The 20,003-nt window shown below is 59.8% G+C and carries 16 protein-coding genes and 1 riboswitch; of the genes, 10 read left to right on the forward strand and 6 right to left on the reverse strand.

Annotated elements, in window-relative coordinates:
- Positions 1–5: 5 nt before the first annotated feature.
- Entirely contained in the window at positions 6–209 is a 204-nt protein-coding gene (locus MUN84_RS18855; protein ID WP_244695508.1) for a hypothetical protein, read from the reverse strand.
- Positions 210–455: 246 nt separating this feature from the next.
- Between MUN84_RS18855 and MUN84_RS18860 the strand changes: the two genes are divergently transcribed.
- The 4 genes from MUN84_RS18860 to MUN84_RS18875 all read left to right on the forward strand — a co-directional run bounded on the left by MUN84_RS18860 (position 456) and on the right by MUN84_RS18875 (position 4,503).
- Positions 456–869 (forward strand): aldo/keto reductase, encoded by a 414-nt coding sequence (locus MUN84_RS18860; RefSeq protein WP_244695509.1) that lies wholly within the window; start codon positions 456–458, stop codon positions 867–869.
- Between the two features lie 126 nt (positions 870–995).
- Complete coding sequence (locus MUN84_RS18865; RefSeq protein ID WP_244695510.1) at positions 996–2,060, forward strand: sensor histidine kinase; 1,065 nt, start codon at positions 996–998, stop codon at positions 2,058–2,060.
- Between the two features lie 16 nt (positions 2,061–2,076).
- On the forward strand, positions 2,077–2,811 hold the full coding sequence (locus MUN84_RS18870; protein ID WP_244695511.1) for a LytR/AlgR family response regulator transcription factor: 735 nt from the start codon (positions 2,077–2,079) through the stop codon (positions 2,809–2,811).
- Between the two features lie 642 nt (positions 2,812–3,453).
- Positions 3,454–4,503 carry an alpha/beta hydrolase gene (locus tag MUN84_RS18875; RefSeq protein WP_244699052.1) on the forward strand — a complete coding sequence of 350 codons (1,050 nt, stop codon included), beginning with the start codon at positions 3,454–3,456 and terminating at the stop codon, positions 4,501–4,503.
- Positions 4,504–4,782: 279 nt separating this feature from the next.
- Here the strand turns inward: MUN84_RS18875 and MUN84_RS18880 are convergent, their stop codons facing one another.
- Complete coding sequence (locus MUN84_RS18880; protein ID WP_244695512.1) at positions 4,783–5,580, reverse strand: SDR family NAD(P)-dependent oxidoreductase; 798 nt, start codon at positions 5,578–5,580, stop codon at positions 4,783–4,785.
- Between the two features lie 97 nt (positions 5,581–5,677).
- Positions 5,678–6,757, reverse strand: a complete 1,080-nt coding sequence (locus MUN84_RS18885; protein ID WP_244695513.1) for an NAD(P)-dependent alcohol dehydrogenase — start codon at positions 6,755–6,757, stop codon at positions 5,678–5,680.
- A 552-nt stretch (positions 6,758–7,309) separates the two neighbouring features.
- Between MUN84_RS18885 and MUN84_RS18890 the strand changes: the two genes are divergently transcribed.
- From MUN84_RS18890 to MUN84_RS18910, 5 genes are all read left to right on the forward strand, one after another.
- Positions 7,310–7,510, forward strand: a complete 201-nt coding sequence (locus tag MUN84_RS18890; RefSeq protein ID WP_244695514.1) for an ATP-binding protein — start codon at positions 7,310–7,312, stop codon at positions 7,508–7,510.
- 530 nt (positions 7,511–8,040) lie between these two features.
- Entirely contained in the window at positions 8,041–10,827 is a 2,787-nt protein-coding gene (locus tag MUN84_RS18895; protein WP_244695515.1) for a substrate-binding domain-containing protein, read from the forward strand.
- Between the two features lie 427 nt (positions 10,828–11,254).
- On the forward strand, positions 11,255–12,589 hold the full coding sequence (locus tag MUN84_RS18900) for a sugar porter family MFS transporter (RefSeq protein WP_244699053.1): 1,335 nt from the start codon (positions 11,255–11,257) through the stop codon (positions 12,587–12,589).
- 122 nt (positions 12,590–12,711) lie between these two features.
- On the forward strand, positions 12,712–13,626 hold the full coding sequence (locus tag MUN84_RS18905; RefSeq protein ID WP_244695516.1) for a carbohydrate kinase family protein: 915 nt from the start codon (positions 12,712–12,714) through the stop codon (positions 13,624–13,626).
- Positions 13,627–13,803: 177 nt separating this feature from the next.
- Positions 13,804–15,321: a glycoside hydrolase family 32 protein gene (locus MUN84_RS18910; protein ID WP_244695517.1), complete on the forward strand. Its 1,518-nt coding sequence runs from the start codon at positions 13,804–13,806 to the stop codon at positions 15,319–15,321.
- 180 nt (positions 15,322–15,501) lie between these two features.
- Here MUN84_RS18910 and MUN84_RS18915 read toward each other — a convergent pair whose 3' ends face one another.
- The 3 genes from MUN84_RS18915 to MUN84_RS18925 all read right to left on the reverse strand — a co-directional run bounded on the left by MUN84_RS18915 (position 15,502) and on the right by MUN84_RS18925 (position 18,825).
- Positions 15,502–16,527 carry an LLM class flavin-dependent oxidoreductase gene (locus tag MUN84_RS18915; protein WP_244695518.1) on the reverse strand — a complete coding sequence of 342 codons (1,026 nt, stop codon included), beginning with the start codon at positions 16,525–16,527 and terminating at the stop codon, positions 15,502–15,504.
- Between the two features lie 20 nt (positions 16,528–16,547).
- The gene (locus MUN84_RS18920) at positions 16,548–17,564 is read right to left on the reverse strand and encodes a RimK family alpha-L-glutamate ligase (RefSeq protein WP_244695519.1); all 1,017 of its coding nucleotides are present in this window, start codon (positions 17,562–17,564) and stop codon (positions 16,548–16,550) included.
- A 405-nt stretch (positions 17,565–17,969) separates the two neighbouring features.
- Positions 17,970–18,061: riboswitch (SAM riboswitch) on the reverse strand.
- Positions 18,062–18,585: 524 nt separating this feature from the next.
- Complete coding sequence (locus MUN84_RS18925; protein WP_244695520.1) at positions 18,586–18,825, reverse strand: hypothetical protein; 240 nt, start codon at positions 18,823–18,825, stop codon at positions 18,586–18,588.
- Positions 18,826–18,974: 149 nt separating this feature from the next.
- Here MUN84_RS18925 and MUN84_RS18930 point away from each other — a divergent pair, with 149 nt between their 5' ends.
- Positions 18,975–19,808, forward strand: coding sequence for a hypothetical protein (locus tag MUN84_RS18930; RefSeq protein WP_244695521.1), 834 nt, complete (start codon positions 18,975–18,977; stop codon positions 19,806–19,808).
- Positions 19,809–20,003: the final 195 nt, after the last annotated feature.

The raw sequence follows: 20,003 nt of genomic DNA on the forward strand, positions 1-20,003 counted from the left end.
GTGAGTTACCCTTTCATAGGTTTGGCCCAGGCTAACAGCCCCGGTGGTAGCCCCGTAATAGAGGCGTAGTCCCATACGGCTCCTACCTGCTTGGTGTAGTAGATATTGCCAGCTTTGGTAGCTATCCACACTTCTTCCGCCGGCGATACGCTTATTTCGGAAAACCCACCGACCACGGGCAACCGGGCCAAGTACTCGTCCTGGCCCACAACAGGAAAGGTAAAAAGGAGCAGAAGGAAGGAGAATAGAAGTTTGTGCATCATAGGATAATCGAGGGTATGGAAGGTAGCACCTGTGGTAGCGCAAGTAACAACTCCTAGGTGCTTTCATTGTGTAGCTCGGCCGCTAGGCAAGGCGCTACACCAGCGTACGGGTTTCAACTCATCATTGCAGGCAGCCACGTGCAGACAGTAGAATTAAGCAACTGAGTGAAAATGCCCCTGTTGGGCTCTGGCGTGTTCCAAGTTCCTGACCCTATTGAGTGCGAAAACAGCGTAGGAGAGGCTATGAAAGCCGGCTGCCGGCTCATTGATACGGCTGCTTCTTATGGGAACGAGGAGGCCGTGGGCCGGGCCATCCGGCGGAGCGGTGTGCCGCGCGAAGACCTATTCATTACCACCAAATTGTGGGTGCAAGATGCCAGCTACGAAGGGGCCAAACAGGCCTTTAAAACGTCCCTGCCGAAGCTCGGGCTGGAGTACCTCGACCTCTACCTGATTCACCAGCCCTACGGCAACGTGCACGGTGCATGGCGCGCCATGGAAGAGTTCTACAACGCGGGCCGCATCAAAGCCATTGGCGGCAGCAACTTCGCCCCAACCGCCTCTGCAGCCCCGCAACATCAGCCAGCTGCCCGCTTACTCACGTAGTACCCGATGGGGTAGGGCTACTGCTCCTGGTGGGCCTGCCCGCTGAGGCTACTTGGCTACGGCTACAGGCCGAAACTGACCGTTGTTTTTACCCTACAGCACCTGCGCGGTGCCAAAGAGCCGCTTATGCTGCACCTGGAACGCATTAAATGGGGACGCATCGCGCTGGCTTGGCTGTTGTTTGCCCTGTTCATGATGGGGCTTGTCTACGGCCAGGCCGTTAGCCGGGGCGCGGCAGTGCACTGGCGGACGGTGGTGCTGGTGCCCTTGCTGCACAGCTTGCTCTGGGCCCTGCTTACGCCGGTAGTATTTGCCCTCGCCTCGCGGTTTGATTTGACGGCCGGCCGGCGCGGCTGGCTAACCAAATTCCTGGTGCACATTGGGGTAGGCATTGCGCTGACGCTCGGGTACCGGGCGGCATATGTGCTCTTATTGCGGCTGCTGGCCGTGCCCGGCACGGAAGTAAGTTGGTCTGCCATAGTGGCTTCCCTCAACGTGTGGGTGCCCATGTATTGGATGCTGCTGCTGGCCGCCTACGCCCTGGAGTACTACGACCGGTACCGCAACCGCAGCCTCGAAGCCGCCCAACTGGAAACTCAACTGGTTCAGGCTCAGCTACAGGCACTTAAAATGCAGCTGAACCCGCATTTTCTTTTCAACGCGCTAAACGCCATTGCAGCCCTAACCGGCGACGATGCCAAGGCCGGGCAACGCATGATGGGTAAGTTGGGCCAATTTCTGCGCGTGGTGCTCGACCACTCAGATGCCCAGCAGGTTACGCTGGAGCAAGAGCTGCAGTTCACGGCACTTTACCTGGAAATTGAGCAGATCCGCTTTAGCGACCGGCTTCGGCTTTGCTACGAGGTGGATTCGCAGGCCCGGCCCGCACTGGTGCCCAGCCTGCTCTTGCAACCGTTGGTAGAAAATGCCGTTCGCCACGGCATTGCCCGCAATCCGGATGGCGGCACCGTCTGCCTGCGCGCGGCTCGCCAGGGCGACCGGCTGCAACTGGCCGTGTACGATGACGGACCGGGAGCCCCCGGTCCCGACGGAGCCTGGGGTATTGGCCTGCGCAACACGGAAGAACGCTTGCGTACCCTCTACGGTGCCCGTGCGGCCTTGCGCATCGACACCGCCCCGGCGCAAGGCTTCACTGTTTGGCTGGACCTACCCTTCAGCACTACCCCCTAACCTCGCCGCTCCTGCTTTGGAACCCATCCGTACCCTGCTTGTCGATGACGAACCCCTGGCCCGCCGGCGCTTGGCCCAGCTGCTGAGTGAAGCCCCCGACTTCACCATCAGCGGGGAGTGCCGCAATGGAGCCGAAGCCCTAGCTGCGCTGCAGCAGGGCCCGGTGGTGGACGTAGTGTTTCTGGACGTGCAAATGCCGGACTTAAGCGGCGTGCAGGTGCTGCGCCAGCTGGAAGGGGAGGGGCCCTGGCCGCTGGTGGTATTTGTAACGGCCTATGACCAGTACACCCTGCAGGCCTTCGAAACTCATGCCGTAGACTACCTGCTCAAACCCATTGATGAGGAGCGGTTTCAGGGCTGCCTGGCTCACCTGCGCCGCTTGCTGACTCAACGCCAAGCAGCGGCAGTAGCCCCCGCCGAGCAATTGCTGGTCAAGCAACCCGGCCACTATTATTTCGTGGCCGCCGAGCAGGTGCAGTATCTGGAAGCACGTGGCAACTACGTAACCGTGCACGCCGACGGGCGGCAGCACCAGCTACGCGCCACGCTCGCGCAGTTGGAAAGTCGGCTTGATCCGCAAGGATTTCTGCGGGTGCACCGCTCCGTGGTCGTCAACACGCGCTACCTCAAGGAGCTTCGCCCCTGGACTCGTGGCGAGTACCTGCTCACCCTGCTCGATGGCACCCACCTAACATCGTCGCGCGGGTACGCCGATAATATTCAGCGGTTTTTAAAGGGCTTCGCGCTATAAAGAGGGGTAGGATTTTGCGCCTAGTGTACCATTCATCCCGTAAATAGTCCTACTCGTCCCTTGTCGAGCTACGTGCAGAACGAAAGTAGCGTAGGCAGGCTACGTCCGGGCCGACAGGCTACGGCTTCATTCTCGCCTTGCCGCTTACTTTTTCTTATGCAGCCTACTACCTGTTACCAGGCAGATCAGGAATTCATCTTACGCCTGCGCCGCCGCGGCCTTATGTATTCCCTGCCAACAAGTTTAGAAGCGCCGGCGCTGGGTAGGGTGTAGCCTCAGCACATCGGGGTAGCTGACTAGGCCCGGCACCTGCGCCCGCACTACTCCGCACTTGACCCGCTCTACCTCGAGGGCTGCATCAGGAGGATGTTGCAGTTGCCATAAGCTACAGTCACGTTCCAAAGCTGCAGGGCTTAAAGCTACTCGCGAGCCGGCCGTGAGTGTCTACCCCAACTACCCGCTCGGTACGTCATCAGGCCACTTGCGGGCCCTTTCCTCTGCTTTACCTACTTCACTACTCATACCCATTCATGAAAAACCACTCTGCTTCACATCATCACGCTGCGTTGTTTTCCTGGCAGCTGACCAAGCGTTGGGGCGCATTTTCGCCTGCTTGCTGCTGCTAGGAACAACCCTGCCTGCCTGCAACGACGACAACAACGAGGAGCCCGAGCCCGGCCTGATTCAGCCCGCCGGCAGCCCCAGCGTGCCCTTCAGCGAGAACATGGACGCGCAGATGCGCGCTGTCATCGAGCAGTTCGTAGCGTTTGGCACGCCGCCCTTGCCCACCCTCTCGCCTCGGCAGGCCCGCATGGCGCCCTCGGTTACGGATGCGGTAGAAACCCTGCTGCGCAAAAACAACCGCGAAGCCCGCGCCGCCGCCGTAACGACCACCCAGCGCCTGATTCCGGGCGCCTACACGCCCCAGTCGGCCCGGATGGCATCTTGGTGCGCATCTACACGCCCACCAGCGGCAGCGGCCCGTTTCCGGTAGTGGTGTACTACCACGGCGGCGGCTGGGTCATTGGCTCACTAGACGTGTATGAGCCCTCCGCTAAAGCTCTGGCGGAAAAAGCCGGCGCCATTGTGGTGAACGTGGACTACCGCCTTTCACCCGAAGCCAAGTTCCCGGCGGCCCACGAAGACGCCTATGCGGCCTACAAATGGGCCCGCGACAATGCCGCTTCCTTCGGTGGCAACCCGGCCAAGGTAGCCGTAGCTGGCGAGTCGGCTGGGGGCAACATGGCCGTAGGAGTGAGTTTGCTGGCTAAGGAGCGCAGCCTGACGCTACCCACCCACATTCTGTCGGTATACCCCGTGGCCAACAACGACTTGAACACGGCTTCTTACAACCAATATGCTAACGCCCAGCCGCTGAACCGGCCGAATGTGCAGTACTTCACCATGAACTACTTCCGTACCATGGCCGACGGCGACAACCGGCTTATCTCCCTGGTAGACGTGGCCGATTTGCGCGGCTTGCCAGCAACCACCATCATTGCCGCCGAAATTGACCCGCTGCTCACCGAGGGCCAGCAGCTGCGCGACAAGCTCACGCAGGTGGGCGTGGCCACTCAGTACATGCTCTACAGCGGCACTACTCACGAATTCTTCGGCACCCACGACGTCGTACCCAAGGCCATCGAAGCCCAAGACTTTGCGGCCTCCCGGCTGAAGGCGGCGTTTCAATAAGCTGATCCGTGGGTAAGGCCAAGCCATATAACCTGGGCTTACGGGTAGGTGAACTGTGCAGGCTTGGTATTCAGAACATTGCCTGCACAGTTCACAACTTCAGCAACTTGTCTTGGCCTTTTACAGAACTCGGACAATATGGTGCGGCCAGCTTAAGCGCGGTGCATCTTAAGGGCATCCAGCTATTACAAAAAGAAGAGGTGCACTGAGGTAGTGCTCAAAGAAAAAGCCCGGTCAGCTACTGACCGGGCTTTTTCTTTATGATTCCGACTGCTTGAGCTACTCCTTTTCGGGCTGCATTTGCATGTTCATCATTGCGGCGAGCATGGAGTCGGGGAACAGGGCGCTGGAGGCGAAGTTCATTTTGGCTCCGAAGGTAGGTAGCACGCGGGCGTCGCCGTTGAGCAGGCCTTTGTAGCCGCCCTCGGCTACTTCCTGGGCCGTGGCTTTCTTACTCTGGCCCACCTTGGTGTCCTCGGCATTGGCCACGCGGAAGAAGTCGGTTTCGGTGGCGGGCGGGCAAAGTACCGTCATGGTCACGTCGGACTTCATTTCCTTCAGCTCCTGTTGCAGAGCCTCCGAGAAACTGAGCACAAAGGCCTTGGTAGCGGCGTACACAGCTTGGCGCGGGTTAGGCAAAAACGACACCACGGAGCCCAGTTGCAGGATTTTGCCGGCGTTGCGGGTGGTCATCTCGCGCAGAAACAGCTTGGTAAGCGTCATCAACGCCAGCACGTTTACGTGCACAATGCCCATTTCCTTGTGCAAATCGGTTTCCACAAATAGGCCCGCTTCGCCAAAGCCCGCGTCGTTAACCAGCACATCTACCTGCAGGCCCTGGCGCTGGGTTTCCTCGAAAAGGTGCACCGGCCCCTCGTGGGTGCTTAAGTCAGCGGGAATGACGAGGGTTTGCACGCCGGCAAACTCCTGCTGAATTTGTTGGGCAGCCTGCTCCAAGTCGCCGCCGGGGCGGGCTGAAAGGATAAGGCGGTAGCCGTCGCGGGCAAAGCAGCGGGCGAGTTCAAAGCCGATGCCGCTGGAGGCTCCGGTAATCAGCACAGTTTGGGAGGTAGGCATAATGCGAAAAAGGTGAGGAAGGTGAAGTAACTAGCTGGGCAGCCCCGTTGCTGCGGAGTTAGGATGCGTTCAGAAAGGGAGGGGCGAGGTAGCAAGGCTACTCGGCGTCCTTCAAGGATTGCATGTCAATGACGTAGCGGAAGCGTACCTCCTTGTCTAGCATCTTGTCGTAGGCGTCGTTGATGTCCTGCATACGGATCATCTCCACCTCGGGCAGGATCTGGTGTTTAGCGCAAAACTCCAGCACCTCCTGCGTTTCGGCAATGCCGCCGATAACAGAACCAGCCACCGAGCGGCGGTGCATGGCTATTTCCTGGTTGTCTAGTGGCGCCTTGTAGGGTCCAATCAGGCCCACCGTGGTAATGACGCCGTTGCGTTTGGCCAGCTTCACGTAGTCGTTGACCTCGAAGGCGTCGGGGATGGTGATGAGGATGAAGTCGAACTGCAACTCGTAGGCTTCCATCGCCTTCTTGTCGGTGGAAACCAGCACCTGATGGGCGCCTAGTTGTTCGGCGTCGGTTTGCTTATCGGCGTCGCGGGTAATGGCCGTAACGGTGGCACCCAGGGCCCGGGCCAGCTGCACGGCCATGTGGCCCAGCCCACCGATGCCCACCACTGCCACGCTACTACCGGGGCCAACCTGCCAGTACTTGAGGGGCGAGTAGGTGGTGATGCCGGCGCACAGAATGGGCGCGGCGGCTTTGATATCCAGCGCCTCGGGAATGCGCAGCACAAAGGATTCCTTTACCACGATGTTGGTGGAGTAGCCCCCAAACGTATTGAAGTCCTTGTTCTGGGGTTTCATGTAGCCGTTGTAGGTAGCCGTCCAGCTCACGGGGCCTTCGCAGTAGTTTTCCTCGCCCTCCTGGCAGGCGCTGCACGCGCCACAGGAGTCAATCATGCAGCCCACGCCCACCACGTCGCCGGCCTTGAACTTGGTTACGGCGCTGCCTACCCCAATCACGCGGCCGATAATCTCATGGCCCGGCACGCAGGGATAAATGGTATTGTGCCAGTCGTTTTTAACCTGGTGCAGATCGGAGTGGCACACCCCGCAATAGAGAATATCGATGTGTACCTCATCGGCCTGAGGCGGCGTGCGCTCAATTTCCATGGGCTTCAGGCCATTAAAAATAGAGCCGGTCGCGCCGTACGCTTTCGTGGGGAGGGCTTGCATAGAAGTGGTAGGTATACGTAAGTGAAAAGGTGAAAAAGGCAGGGTTGGGTAGTAGCTAACTGGCTTGGCCTCAGGGCGCAGGGAAGCAGTAGGCTAGGTTGGCGTCGTGAGCCTAAGCAGGCGGTTTATCTATACCCGCTGGAACGTTGCTTGGTTGACCTACCCGGTGGCTTTGCCAAAAAGTTATGCGGGTAGCGACTCGCTTTTATTGCCTTGAATAGCTGGCTGTTGCACGCTGCCAGGCGTCGCTGCTGCTGTGCCTGGCAGTAGCACCCTACCGCAGAATCATTAGGGTTGGCTAGGCAACATAACCGGTGGTAGCTGTGGGCAGAATCAGGAAAGCAAACCCGGGCTTCCGTCGGGTAGGGCCACCCGCCGTGGGGTAGGGCCTGATGACAAGCACCGGATTACTCGCTGCCCCGTCTTAGAGCTAGTAAAAAGCTTGTTTGCCGGGTAGCTGCGCCAGCAAGAAACGGAACTCAAGAGGCGAAAAGAGGTGTTACGCGCGCGTGGCTGCAGGCTGAGCAGCTGACCAATACGGTTGTAGTAAGCGTGCTGGATAATGGCTTGGGGCTCAGTGAAGGCCAGCAGCAACGCTTATTTGGTGTGTTTCAGCGCCTGCACACGCATGTGGAGGGCATAGGGGTAGGCTTGTACATGATTAAGCGGTTGATTGAAAACGCCGGCGCTTCCATTGCCATGACCAGAGCGCCGGATGTGGGCTCCACCTTCACCGTGACGTTTCCGGTGTAGTAACCGCTTGTTCGTTAGGCTAGGGCAGGAGGCGTAACACGCGGCATTGAATCTGGGAGCAGACTAATATGCGTATGTTAGGAACCCACTACCTCCCCTCATGCCTCGCCATCCTCGCAAACCACCGCCAGTACTAGACGCTTCAACCCTTGGCTGGCTGCTGCTGGGCTTGGGTACGCTGCTGCTCGGCGCATTAGTCTGGCGCTTTGGCTGGTAGCTGCAGGCTCGCTTTCAAAATAACCCGAAGCCCCAACGCACACGGGACTTTAAATGGGTACAACAAAGTGCGCGGCGTAAGACCCATTTGTGCGCTTGCGGTCCTACCTACCCTTATTCATTCCTGAGAGTAGTACCGAATAAGGGCAGGTAGGGCCGCCAGCCGCGGGTGCCGGCAGCGGCAGAAGTGGCTGGCCAGTGCCGGCAAGCTCCGAGAGGAAGACGAGGGTAAATGCAGTAAGGATTGTTCACGGAATATCTTGAACTTTAGCCTGCCGAGCCGCTAAGTAGAGGCCCGATGCAGCCCGTTGCCCATGCGTATTCCTGCCCCCGCGGCGTCTTTCCTTGCGCGTTTTGTCGTTTTCGTTGGTCTAGTGCTGGGAAGTGTGGCCTGCGCCCGCAAAGCGCCGCCTCCCAAGTATGTCATCGGCTTTTCGCAGTGCACCAACGGCGACGCGTGGCGGCAGGCGATGTTGGCCGGCATGAAAAAGGAGCTGAGCTTCTACCCTGAGGTCGATTTTCGCCTCAAGGATGCCAAGTATAACAGCGCCTTGCAGGAGCAGCAAATACGGGAGTTCCTTCAGGAAGGCATTGACCTGCTGATTGTTTCGGCCAACGAAACCGAGCCGATAACTCCCATTGTAGAAGAGGTTTACAACCGGGGCATCCCAGTCGTTATCCTCGACCGGCGGACTACCTCCAAGCTATACACGGCCTTTGTAGGCGGCAACAACGTGGAGGTTGGCCACACCGCCGGCAACTACGTAGCCAACCTGCTGGGGCAACGGGGGCAGGTGTTGGAAGTGCTGGGTGCTCCAGGCTCCTCGCCGGCTACCGACCGCCATCAAGGCTTTGCGCAAGCCCTGGCCGCCTACCCCGGCCTGCGGCTGGTAGCGCAGGTTAACAGCAACTGGGAGCGTCCTTCGGTGCTGGCGCGGCTACCCGCCGTGTTGCGCGCCCATCCCGAGGTTGACCTCATCTTCGCCCACAACGACCGGCTGGCCTTGGGCGCCTACCAGGTGTGCAAGCAGCTGGGGCTCGATCGGGAGGTGAAGATTGTGGGCGTGGACGGGCTGCCCGGCCCGCGCGGTGGTATTGAGCTGGTGCAAGACGGCATTATCAAGGCCACCTTGCTGTACTCGCCCGGCGGGGAGGAGGCCATTCGCACGGCAATGCGCATTCTGCGCCGCGCGCCCTTCAACAAGGAAAACATACTCAGTACCATGGTCATCGACTCGACCAACGTGCTGACCATGAAGCTGCAAACTGAAAAGCTGGCTAGTCAGCAGCAAGACATTCAGCGCCAGCAGCAACTCCTGCACCAGCAGCGTGCCACCTATGCCAGCCAGCAAACGGTGCTGTACGTACTGGCGGCGGCCCTGCTGGGGGCGGCGGTGCTGGGGCTGCTGGTGTGGCGGGCCTTCCGGGCCAACCGCCGCATTAATCGGCAGCTGGAGGAGCAAAACCAGGAAATTCTCTCCCAACGCAACCAGATTCAGGCCTTCGCTGAGCAGGCCCGCATTGAAACTGAAGCCAAGCTGCGCTTCTTTACCAACTTCTCCCATGAGCTGCGCACCCCGCTCACACTTATTCTCGGGCCGGTGGAGGAGATGCTCACCAGCGGCCCCGCATTACTCCCGGCCCAGCGCCACGACCTGGGCCTGATCCGGCGTAACGCCCAGCGCCTGCTGCAACTGGTAAACCAGCTCATGGATTTCCGCAAGATTGATGTGGGCAAAATGCCGGTGCGCGCCACCGAGGGCAACCTGGTGGCCTTCGTGCGCGAAATCATGGACGTGTTCGAGCGGCCCGCCCGGCAGCGCGGCATCAGTCTGCGCTTCCTGCCCGCTGAGCCTACCATCCTGGTCTGGTTTGACGGGAACATTCTGGACAAGGTGTTTTTCAACCTGCTCAGCAACGCGCTAAAGTTCACGCCCGACCGGGGCCAAATTACCGTGAGCCTCCAGCCCCTGCCCACCGAGCGCATGGTGCGGGTAAGCGTGGAGGACACCGGCGCGGGCATTTCGGAGGCCGACAAAGCGCACATTTTTGAGTGGTTTTACCAGGGCCAGCAATCCGCGGCCCGGGGCTCCGGCATGGGGCTGGCCCTGGCCTTGGGTCTCACCCGTTTGCACCAGGGCCAGCTTACGTTCACCAGCCAACCGGGCCGGGGTAGCACCTTCGTCGTGACCTTGCCACTGGAGCTACCCGCCGAGCTGCGTTCCGGAATCAGCCTCACTCAAGTACCGGCCGCCTTCCTCCTCGATGAAGATATTGCTACCCCAGCTTCGGCTACCGATGCGGGGGTAGGGCCGGCGGCGGCGGGTACAGGCAGCGAGGCACTGGTGCTAGTAATCGAAGACAACCCCGAAGTCAATGCCTTTTTGGCCCAGAAGCTACGGCCCCACTTTCAGGTCAGCACGGCCACGGATGGGGCTACCGGCCTGCGCCTGGCCGCCGAAACCATTCCGGACCTGATTGTGTGCGACGTGATGCTACCTGAGTTGAGTGGGCTGGAAGTGGTGGCCCAACTGAAGGCCGACTGGCGCACGTCCCACGTTCCGGTGGTGCTGCTCACGGCCCGCAATGCCCCGGAGCAGCAGGTGGAGGGCGTACAGGCCGGCGCCGACCTCTACCTCACCAAGCCCTTCAATCCGGCCTTTCTACTTGAAAGTCTGCGCACCTTGCTTCGTAACCGCGACAAGCAGCGGGAGCATTTCCGCCGGGAGCTGTCGGTGAATACGGCCACGGTAGCCCCGCAACGGGTAGACCAGAAGTTTCTAGCTAATCTCACGGCCATTGTGGAGGCCAACCTCAACCGCTCAGAACTGAGCGTAGAAGACGTGGCCCGCAGCCTGGGCATTTCGCGGGTGCAGCTCTACCGCAAAGTGAAGGCTGTGCTCGGCACCGGCGTTACTGATTTCATCCAGGGCATCCGCCTGACCAAGGCCCGCCAGCTCCTGCTCGACGACGACCTGACCATTGCCGAAGTAGCCTACCAGCTGGGCTTCTCCTCGCCGTCCTACTTCTCGACCTCCTTCAAGGCCCGCTACCAGGTGTCGCCCTCCGAGTTCCGGGCCCTGCACACCACGGCGGGGTAGGTGGCCACCTGAATCCGCGCGTCCGAAGCGCGGGTCTAGCTCTTGCCAACAGGAGCCGGGCCCGCGCTTTCATTTTCGTGCGCCCTTGGCGGAACCAAGTGCGTATCAATTTTAAAAATCAGGTATCGGAAGTGATAATGGTAGCGTAAGTAGCTATTATTAGTATGAGATATATTGCTGAATTATAGAGCGTTATAGTAAATTCTGCACTTGATGCAAATTCGAAAGACATTGAATGAATTAAGCAGGCCCGAACTGGGCAGGTGCAGGATATTTGGGAAATGCTCGGCTCTGTCAACGCAGGTCGTTTTGGTAAGGTACCGCTGCCTTTCTGCCTCACGTTGTAGCTGCAAGACGAGGGAACAGGAGCTGGCGGCGGTACTCCAAAAAGTTAACTGTCTTGTTCTACAACTTGAATTTCGATGCCGTGAAAAACAGCAACGTTTTCTTCTGGTCCCTGGTGGTGGCGCTGGGCGGCTTCCTGTTCGGCTTCGATACGGCCGTTATTTCCGGGGCCGAGAAGGCCATCCAGCAGGTATGGAGCCTGAACCCCGTGGAGCACGGCTTCACCATTTCCATTGCCCTGATCGGCACCGTGTTCGGGGCCATCTTCGGCGGCCTGCCCTCGGATAAACTGGGGCGGCGCCAGACGCTGATCTGGATTGCCGTGCTCTACTTTGTGTCGGCGCTGGGCGCGGCCCTGACCAGCAACTGGGTAGCCTTCATGGTGTTCCGCTTCCTGGGCGGGCTGGGGGTAGGGGCCTCGTCGGTGACGGCGCCGCTCTACATTTCGGAGGTATCGCCGCCGGAGTCGCGGGGGCGGATGGTGAGTATGTTCCAGTTCAATATTGTGCTGGGCATCCTGGTGGCCTACCTCTCCAACTACCTCCTAACGGGAGTGGGTAGCGAAGACTGGCGCTGGATGCTGGGCGTGCAGGTGCTGCCGGCCGCGGTGTTCTTCCTGCTCCTGTTTCGGGTGCCGGAAAGCCCCCGCTGGCTGATTGGGCAGGATAGGGTAGAGGAAGGGCGGCGGGTGCTGCACCTCATCAACCCCGCCCAGGCCGACCAGGACGTGGCCAGCATCCTGACCACCAACGCCGCCGATGAGGCCCTGGGCGGCCACTTGTTGTTTGCCCGCCAGTACCGCGGGCCCGTACTACTGGCCGTGCTGTTTGCCGTGTTCAACCAGGTGTCGGGCATCAACGCCATTATTTATTTTGCTCCGCGCATCTTCGAAATGACGGGTTTGGGCAAGGGTTCGGCCCTGCTGTCCTCGGCCGGGCTGGGCCTGGTGAACTTCGCTTTCACGCTGCTGGCCCGGCAGTTCATCGACCGGTTTGGGCGCCGCAAGCTGATGCTCATCGGTTCCTACGGGCTGATTGTGACCTTGGGGCTGGTGGCCTGGGCCTTTTACCGTCAGGACTTTAGCGCCCTGGGTGGCATGCTGGTGCCGGTGTTGCTGTTCGTCTACATTGCCTTTTTCGCCTTCTCGCAGGGCGCCGTTATTTGGGTGTTCATCTCCGAAATTTTCCCCAACACGGTGCGCGCCAAAGGCCAGGCCCTGGGCTCCTCTACCCACTGGGTTATGGCGGCTATCATTGCCTTCACGTTTCCGTATTTCGCCGAGAAGCTGGGTGGCGGCAACACCTTCGCTTTCTTCTGCGCCATGATGGTCTTGCAGCTGCTGTTCGTCTGGCGCCTGATGCCCGAAACCAAGGGCACCAGCCTGGAGCAGCTCGAAAAGACGCTGGTACTGCATTAGGAGCTTGGGTTCTTGGGGGCTTAGGGTCTTGGATGACGTTCTGTTATGCTCCTGAGCTTTACCCAAGTCCCCACAAGATCCTAAACCCCCAAGTCCTCACCTACGACCTTAATCTTGCATCCATGACCCCAAGACCCCAAGACCCCAAGACCCCAACTATTGTCTGCTTTGGGGAAGTGCTCTGGGACGTGCTGCCGACGGGCAAACAGCCGGGCGGCGCGCCCTTCAACGTGGCCGTGCACCTGCACCAGCTCGGCCTGCCCGTGGACCTGATCAGCCGCGTGGGCGACGACGAGCTGGGCACAGAGCTGCTCGACTTCATTGCCTCCAAGGGCCTGCGCACCGACTTCGTGCAGCGGGGCAAAACCCACCTGACGGGGGTCGTAAAAGCCAACGTCGACGATGCCCAGGAAGTCACCTACAAGATTGTGCAGCCCGTTGCCTGGGACTACATTCAGTACGACGCGGCTCTGGAGCAACTGGTGGGGCAGGCCGAGGTGTTTGTGTTCGGCTCCCTGGCCGCCCGCCAGGCCGGCACCCGCGAAACCCTCTATCGCCTGCTGGAGCACGCCCGGTTCAAGGTCTTCGACGTGAACATGCGCCCTCCGCATTACACCAAAGAAGTGGTGCAGCACTTGCTCGAAAAGGCCAGTCTGGTGAAAATGAACCACCACGAGCTAGCCGAAATCATGACGTGGTTTGGGCCAGAAATGGCGCGCCCCACCGCCATGCAGTGGCTGGCCGAACGGTTCGATTTGCAAGCCGTCTGCGTGACCTGTGGGGCCGTCGGCGCCCTGCTCTGGACCGGCGGCCAGCTCTACCGCGCCCCCGGTATCCCCGTCGAAGTCAAGGACACCATCGGCAGCGGCGATGCGTTTTTGGCAGCCTTGCTCAAAGGCTGGCTGGCCGGCCAAGAACCCGGCGAAGCCCTGCGCTTCGCCTGCGCCACCGGCGCGCTGGTAGCCACCCACCAGGGCGCTACTCCCACCTTCACGGAACACGATGTAACCAGGCTGCTGGCGGTTCAGGCAGTGTAGACGCTAGGGCGGCAGTTTTTGAAGAACGTCATGCAGAGGCGCAGCCGAAGCATCTCGCTCGGCTGATGTTGCCAAATTAATTCAACGATTCGAGCGAGATGCTTCGCCTCCGGCTCTGCATGACGTTGCTATCCATAGCAAACACTCCACTTTGACTTCCTTTCCCATCCACCCGATATGAAAAAGACCCTACTTCTAGCCTTGTCCCTGGTTAGCCTGACGGCCCTGGGGCAAACTCAACCAGCGGCGCCTGTGCCGCCCGCTACCCCGCAGTACCGCCCGGCCTACCACTTCAGTCCGGCCAAAATGTGGATGAACGACCCCAACGGCATGGTGTACTACAAGGGCACCTACCACCTGTTCTTCCAGCACTACCCCGACGCCATGGTATGGGGCCCTATGCACTGGGGCCACGCTACGAGTAAGGACCTGATTACCTGGCAGAAACAGCCCATTGCCCTGTTTCCGGATAAGCTGGGCTGGATTTTCTCGGGTAGCGCCGTTATCGACGAGAACAATACGGCGGGCTTTGGCAAGAATGCTATGGTCGCCATTTTTACCCACCACAACGACCCCGAGGAGAAAAAGAAAACCAACCGGCACCAGTACCAGAGCCTGGCCTACAGCCTCGACGAGGGCAAGACCTGGACCAAGTACGAGGGCAACCCCGTGCTACCCAACCCCGGCATCCAGGACTTCCGCGACCCGAAAGTGAGCTGGAATACGGTGGCCAAAAAGTGGGTGATGACCCTCGCCACCAAGGACCGCATTACGTTCTATTCCTCGCCCAACCTCAAGCAATGGACCAAGCTCAGCGAGTTTGGCGAGAAGCTGGGTGCCCACGGCGGTGTGTGGGAGTGCCCCGATTTGTTTCCGTTGACCCTGAACGGCAAAACCTACTGGGTGCTGTTGGTGAGTATTAACCCCGGCGGGCCCAACGGCGGCTCGGCTACCCAGTACTTCGTGGGCCAGTTCGACGGCAAAACCTTCACGCCCACCACAACTACCCAGAAGTGGGTTGATTGGGGAAAGGACAACTACGCCGGCGTAACCTGGAGTAATACCGGTGCCCGCAAGATTTTCCTGGGCTGGATGAGCAACTGGGAGTACGCCAACCAGGTGCCCACCTCGCCCTGGCGCAACGCCATGACGGCCCCGCGAGACCTGGCCCTGCGCCAAGTCGGCCCGGAAATCTACCTGACTTCCCAGCCTGCCAAGGAGGTAGCCAGTGCCCTGCAAGCCGCCCAAATTCTGAAAAACCTGACGGTAAAATCAGAGCTAAGCCTAGCCGACCAGATCAAGAACCCCGGCCCGCAGTTTCAGCTCAAGCTCACGACCAAGCAGCTCCAAGACATGGCCGTGGTATTGTCGAATGCGGGAGGCGAGGAGCTGGTTATTGGCTACGATAAGCAGGCCAACCAGTACTACATCGACCGCACCAAGGCCGGCCTGAGCACTTTCAGCGACAAATTCGCCGGCCGCCACCCCGCCCCACGCCTGGCCACCAGCCCCGCCGCCGACCTGACGTTGCTCGTTGATGCGGCCTCCGTGGAGCTGTTCGCCGACGGCGGCCTGACCACAATGACGGAAATCTTCTTCCCCAAGCAGCCTTTCACCCAACTCAAGCTACGCTCTACCGCCGGCCTGACGGTAGACGCGCTGACATATGCCAAGGTAGGTAGTATGGTCAAGTAGCAAACCCCACCCCAACCCCTCCCCGGTGGGGAGGGGCTTAGGATAGCACCACAACGGTGTCAACTGGTGGCGTTGCAATGGTAAAATAAGCCCCTCCCCACCGGGGAGGGGTTGGGGTGGGGTCACCAAAAAGGCCCCGCTGTCTACCAGCGGGGCCTTTTCCATACGTGTCAGCTTCTATTACGCCAGCACTTGAATCACGGCTTCGGAGAACCGCTCCATTTCTTCCAGCTGGGGGCTGCACTGGAGCAGGAACAGGTCCACACCAACCTCCTCGAAGGCACCGATACGGTCGGCTACTTGCTGGGGCGTGCCGGTGAGGCCGGAACGCAGGCCGCGGTTGGAAACCGAGTAATCCTGCAAGGAAACCTGGTTTTCGAGCTGGGTGCCGGCCAGCCACTGCTGGTAGTTTTTGTAGCCGGCGGCCGAGCCTTGCACGTTGGTGATGCGGTCCAGCTCCTTTTTTACTTCGGCTTCAGTGTTGCGCACGATGCTGTAGGCGGCTACCCCGAACTTCATGGGCGGCAAGTTCAGCCGGTCGCGGCGCTCCTGCAGGTCCTGGATGCGGCGCCCGATGGCGGCGGGCTCGTCGCCGTGCATCACGTAGCCGTCGCACTGGGCGGCAATGAGGTTCTTGGCAGCTTCCGACTCGCCGCCGGCGTAAATGAACGGCCGCGGGCGCGACACGGGCTTGGGCTGCAGAATGGAATCGGTGACCTTGTAGAACTTGCCTTCGAAGGTGAAGTGGTCCTGCTTCCAGAGGTTGTCGACTACGTGCAGCCACTCGGCGGTGCGAGCGTACCGGTCATCGTGCTGCTCGAAGTGCACGCCGTACTTCTTGGCCTCATCCTGCCACCACGACGACACCACGTTCAAACTCAAGCGTCCGTTGCTGATGTGGTCGATGTTGGCGGCCTGCTTGGCTAGGAGGGCTGGGGAGTGGAAGGTAGGCCGCACAGCCACCATCAGCTCAATTTTTTTGGTGACGGCCGCCAGGGCTGCCGCCGTGCTCCAGGCATCCAGCGAGGGCGCTTCCTCGCCCTTAATGTCGTTGAGGTTCAGCTCGGCAATCAGGGACAGGTCGTAGCCTAGGTCCTCGCTGCGCTGGGCCAGCGTTTTCACGTAGTCCCAGTCGGCGCGCATGTTTTCGTCCTCTACGTTGCGCAGCCACCCGCCAAAAACGGGCATCCAATATCCGTACCGCATGGCTTAGTGAATAGAAGCCGCTACCGGCTGTTGGGTGGAGAATACGGCATCAGTGGCCGCCGGCTGGCTACCGGGGTTGGGGCGCCAATCTGGGTTTCGAGGTAGTCCACAAAGCGGGCGTAGGGGTCGAAGCCTACCACGTTCACGGCGTCGGCCACGAAGTTGGACAGGGCGTTGATGTCGTAGAACAGTACGTCGCCGGTGCGGTCGTCAATCAGGTACTCGATGCCTCCCACGTCGATTTTGGCGGCGGCCACAATGCGCTCCACGGCTTCCACTACCTCAGCCGGGGGCGTGAAAGCTTCTACCTGAATGCCTTTCTTGGGGGCCTCGGTGAGGCAGAAGTCGCCGGCGGCGGGCTCCTCCGGAATCTGGCAGATTTCGGCGGGGCACAGGTTGAAGCTCTCCCCAGTGGTGTACACCTTCATGGCGTAGAGGAACTTGCCGTTCAGAGTTTCCACGCGGTGAATGTTGCCGCCGCGGGGCGTCACGTACTCCTGCACCAGGGCCGTCTGGTCGATGCCCAGGTCGATTTGCCCGGCCGCCACGGCGGCTTCTACGCCCTCTATCGTGTCGAAGCGGATGATGCCCGCGCCGCTACCCCCGATGTTTACTTTTACCACGATGGGGAATTGCAGCTGGCGGGCCGCATCGGGCACGCGAGAGGCGTGGTTAATTACGAAAGACTTCGGAAACTTCAGGCCCAGCGAGGCAAACAGGCTGAGCTGGCGGGCCTTGTTGGTTTCGATGGCCGTAGCGCCCGAGCCGTTGATGATGCGGGTACCAATGCGCTCCAGGTGGGTAGCGTAACCGGCCGTATGGAAGATGCCCTGACCGTGGCCGCGCAGGTAGGCCGAGGAGCTCATGCGGTTGACTACCAGCGAGTAGCGACTCTCGGTTTCCAGCGGGTCGAAGAGGTGGTGGGCGGCGTCGATTTTCTCGTAGGGCAGGCCGCGGCGGTCCAGCTCGGCAAACAGAGGCTTAAACCACTCGGGGTGTTCGAAATAAATGCCAATCGGCTTCACAGACTGTGACATGCGAGGAGAATGAAGAACTAGAAAGTAGAAATCAGCGGAAGTTGCCGCCCTCATTCGGGCAGCAAAACAGGCAAGCCCGGACGGGGTAGGGGCTGGCGGAAAGGCGCGGGCAAACCGAGAAACCGGAGCTTGGGTGCGCGAAACGAGGTAGGAAGAAAAGCCCCGCGGGGAAAGTAGCAGCGCTACTGGGCTGGTCTACTTAGGGAGGAAATAGTCAGGTAGTAGTTTTACCAGCAGCGCATTGCGCGCAAAGAGCCAGCGGCAAAAGCAGTACCCAGCGGTTCTTACCTACCCAACCAGCGGCGTACAGACCGCCCAACAACACGTGCCACAACATCCATGCTGTACGGAAGCAGGGGTGGCGGGAGCGGGGGCGAAGTGCGGGAAGCGGTTCACGGTACGTTGTTTTTATATGGTCAGGAGTTGGCACCGTTTCAGTCTTACTGAAGGTTGCCGGCGTTTCGTCGAGCCTGTCTCTCCACGCCTCTGTATAAAAACAATCCTTTCAGGTAAAGAATTGAGTGGGGCAAAGGTAAACCCGCTGGGTCCACACTGCCAAATTTTCTTTGGCCAGTGGCGCTGGCGTCGGGCGAGAGGTCCGGGCAAAGCCTGGTGAGCCATGCCGCGTGCCCCCGAAGCTAGCGGGAGGGAAACCAGTGCAGGCCGCCGGGAGGATTTGCGGGCCAAAAGCTGCGCTACCTACTCCAATTCAGCGGACAAGCCTGGTTGACTTATGCATGTTGATAGTCAGGAAATTATGTTGGGCTGTTATTGAGGTAAAAATGGATGTAATTAATTTTTATTATGAATATTTATATAAATCTTTATACATATTGCTGTTCAATAGGTGCCCGTCGGGCGTGTTCAATTTCCCCACCAGTTATACCGTATTCGCATGAAAAAAACCGGAGTACTCATGGCCGCTCTCCTGACCAGCGGCGCTGCCATTGCGCAGGACAACACCCAAACCTCCACCAGCTACGGCAGCAACAACCGCGTGACGGTGGAGCAAACGGGCCGCTCAAACACGGCCATTGCCCGCCAGAACGACGCGGCCGTGAATGGGGGCAGTAGCAGTGGCAATAATAACGAGGTGACCCAGACCCAGGCCGGCAGCCAGCATGTGGCTCAAACCGACCAGATGGGTAACCGCCAGCAGGCCGTGCAGGTGCAGCTTTCGGATGTGAGCCGGGGCGCTAATGGGGCCCGCATCCGGCAGGGCTCCACTGCCGCGAACAGCGACGGCAACTACGCCAGCCAATACCAGGGGGCTTCAGCCATAGTGCTTCCATTGAGCAGGCAAGCGGGGCCAACTATGCCACCCAAAACCAAAGCGGCCGCAATGCTTTTGCTACCATTTTTCAGAGCACAGGCAATAACAACCGCGCCACTCAGGACCAGAATACCAATGTGTTCGGAGGTACTGCCGCGGCCCGGCAGTTGGGGGCTAACAACACCTCTAGCCAGCAGCAGAACAGCTCTGGCCAGTCGGCCTCGGCTAGCGTGCTGCAGCAGGGCGACAATAATGCGGCCAGCCAGCAGCAGCAGAACCTGAGTGGCATCATGAGCGCCAGCATTGGTCAGCTGGGCAACAACAATGCGGCAGCGCAGGCGCAGAGCAGCCAGGGCAGTGCGTCTTCTTCGGTCTTCATTCAGCAAACCGGCAACAACAACGCCGCTACGCAAACGCAAAACCACTCCGGTTCTTTCGGCACCGTGGCGGCCACGGCCACCCAAACTGGCAACAACAACGCCGCTACCCAAAGCCAGACGGGCGTGATGTCAGTAAGCGCTGCGGCTACTCAGAATGGCAACCGCAACGAGGCCACCCAAACGCAGGTCAATACAGCATTTTCGGGGGCAACTGTTCTGCAGATGGGCAATAACAACACGGCCACGCAGCGCCAGCAAAACGCCGGCTTTGTACAGGCTGCCATTGAGCAGGAGGGTAACCGCAACGCAGCTACCCAGAGTCAGCAAGGGGAGTATCACGAGGCAGTAGTAGAGCAGACGGGCAACCGCAATACGGCCCTGCAGGACCAGCAGGTAGGCGGCTCCGCCAGCTTCCCCACTCGCTCGGGCAACTACGGCTACATCAGCCAGGAAGCCAACGACTCCTACGCCCGCCAGGTCCAGGTAGGAAACAGCAACGATGCCCGCACCTACCAGGGGGCCAGCGGCAACAGCAGCGACGTACTGCAAACCGGCAACGGCAATACGACCATCGTGCGCCAGAACCGGTAGCTGTTTACCTACGTGTTGGTACAAAAAAGGCCCGTCTTCTCAGGGAAGCGGGCTTTTTTCGTGTCCGTGGCGTGGCTTACCGTCTTTCTACACGCCGCTTGGGTCGTGCAGAAATAAAAAGCCCCGGCTCGTCAGCCGGGGCTTGAAATGCAATAGGTGTAGCTCTTGCCGGCAGACACACACCTGTAACGGCCG

Origin of the sequence: Hymenobacter sp. 5516J-16 (assembly GCF_022919335.1) — a bacterium.
Taxonomy (GTDB): domain Bacteria; phylum Bacteroidota; class Bacteroidia; order Cytophagales; family Hymenobacteraceae; genus Hymenobacter; species Hymenobacter sublimis.

Excerpts from the sequence above, each read along its gene's own strand:
- MUN84_RS18865 (WP_244695510.1), top strand. The coding sequence starts at position 996 with ATGCTGCACCTGGAACGCATTAAATGGGGACGCATCGCGCTGGCTTGG.
- MUN84_RS18880 (WP_244695512.1), bottom strand. The coding sequence starts at position 5,580 with ATGCCTACCTCCCAAACTGTGCTGATTACCGGAGCCTCCAGCGGCATC.
- MUN84_RS18885 (WP_244695513.1), bottom strand. The coding sequence starts at position 6,757 with ATGCAAGCCCTCCCCACGAAAGCGTACGGCGCGACCGGCTCTATTTTT.
- MUN84_RS18895 (WP_244695515.1), top strand. The coding sequence starts at position 8,041 with ATGCGTATTCCTGCCCCCGCGGCGTCTTTCCTTGCGCGTTTTGTCGTT.
- MUN84_RS18905 (WP_244695516.1), top strand. The coding sequence starts at position 12,712 with ATGACCCCAAGACCCCAAGACCCCAAGACCCCAACTATTGTCTGCTTT.
- MUN84_RS18910 (WP_244695517.1), top strand. The coding sequence starts at position 13,804 with ATGAAAAAGACCCTACTTCTAGCCTTGTCCCTGGTTAGCCTGACGGCC.
- MUN84_RS18915 (WP_244695518.1), bottom strand. The coding sequence starts at position 16,527 with ATGCGGTACGGATATTGGATGCCCGTTTTTGGCGGGTGGCTGCGCAAC.
- MUN84_RS18920 (WP_244695519.1), bottom strand. The coding sequence starts at position 17,564 with ATGTCACAGTCTGTGAAGCCGATTGGCATTTATTTCGAACACCCCGAG.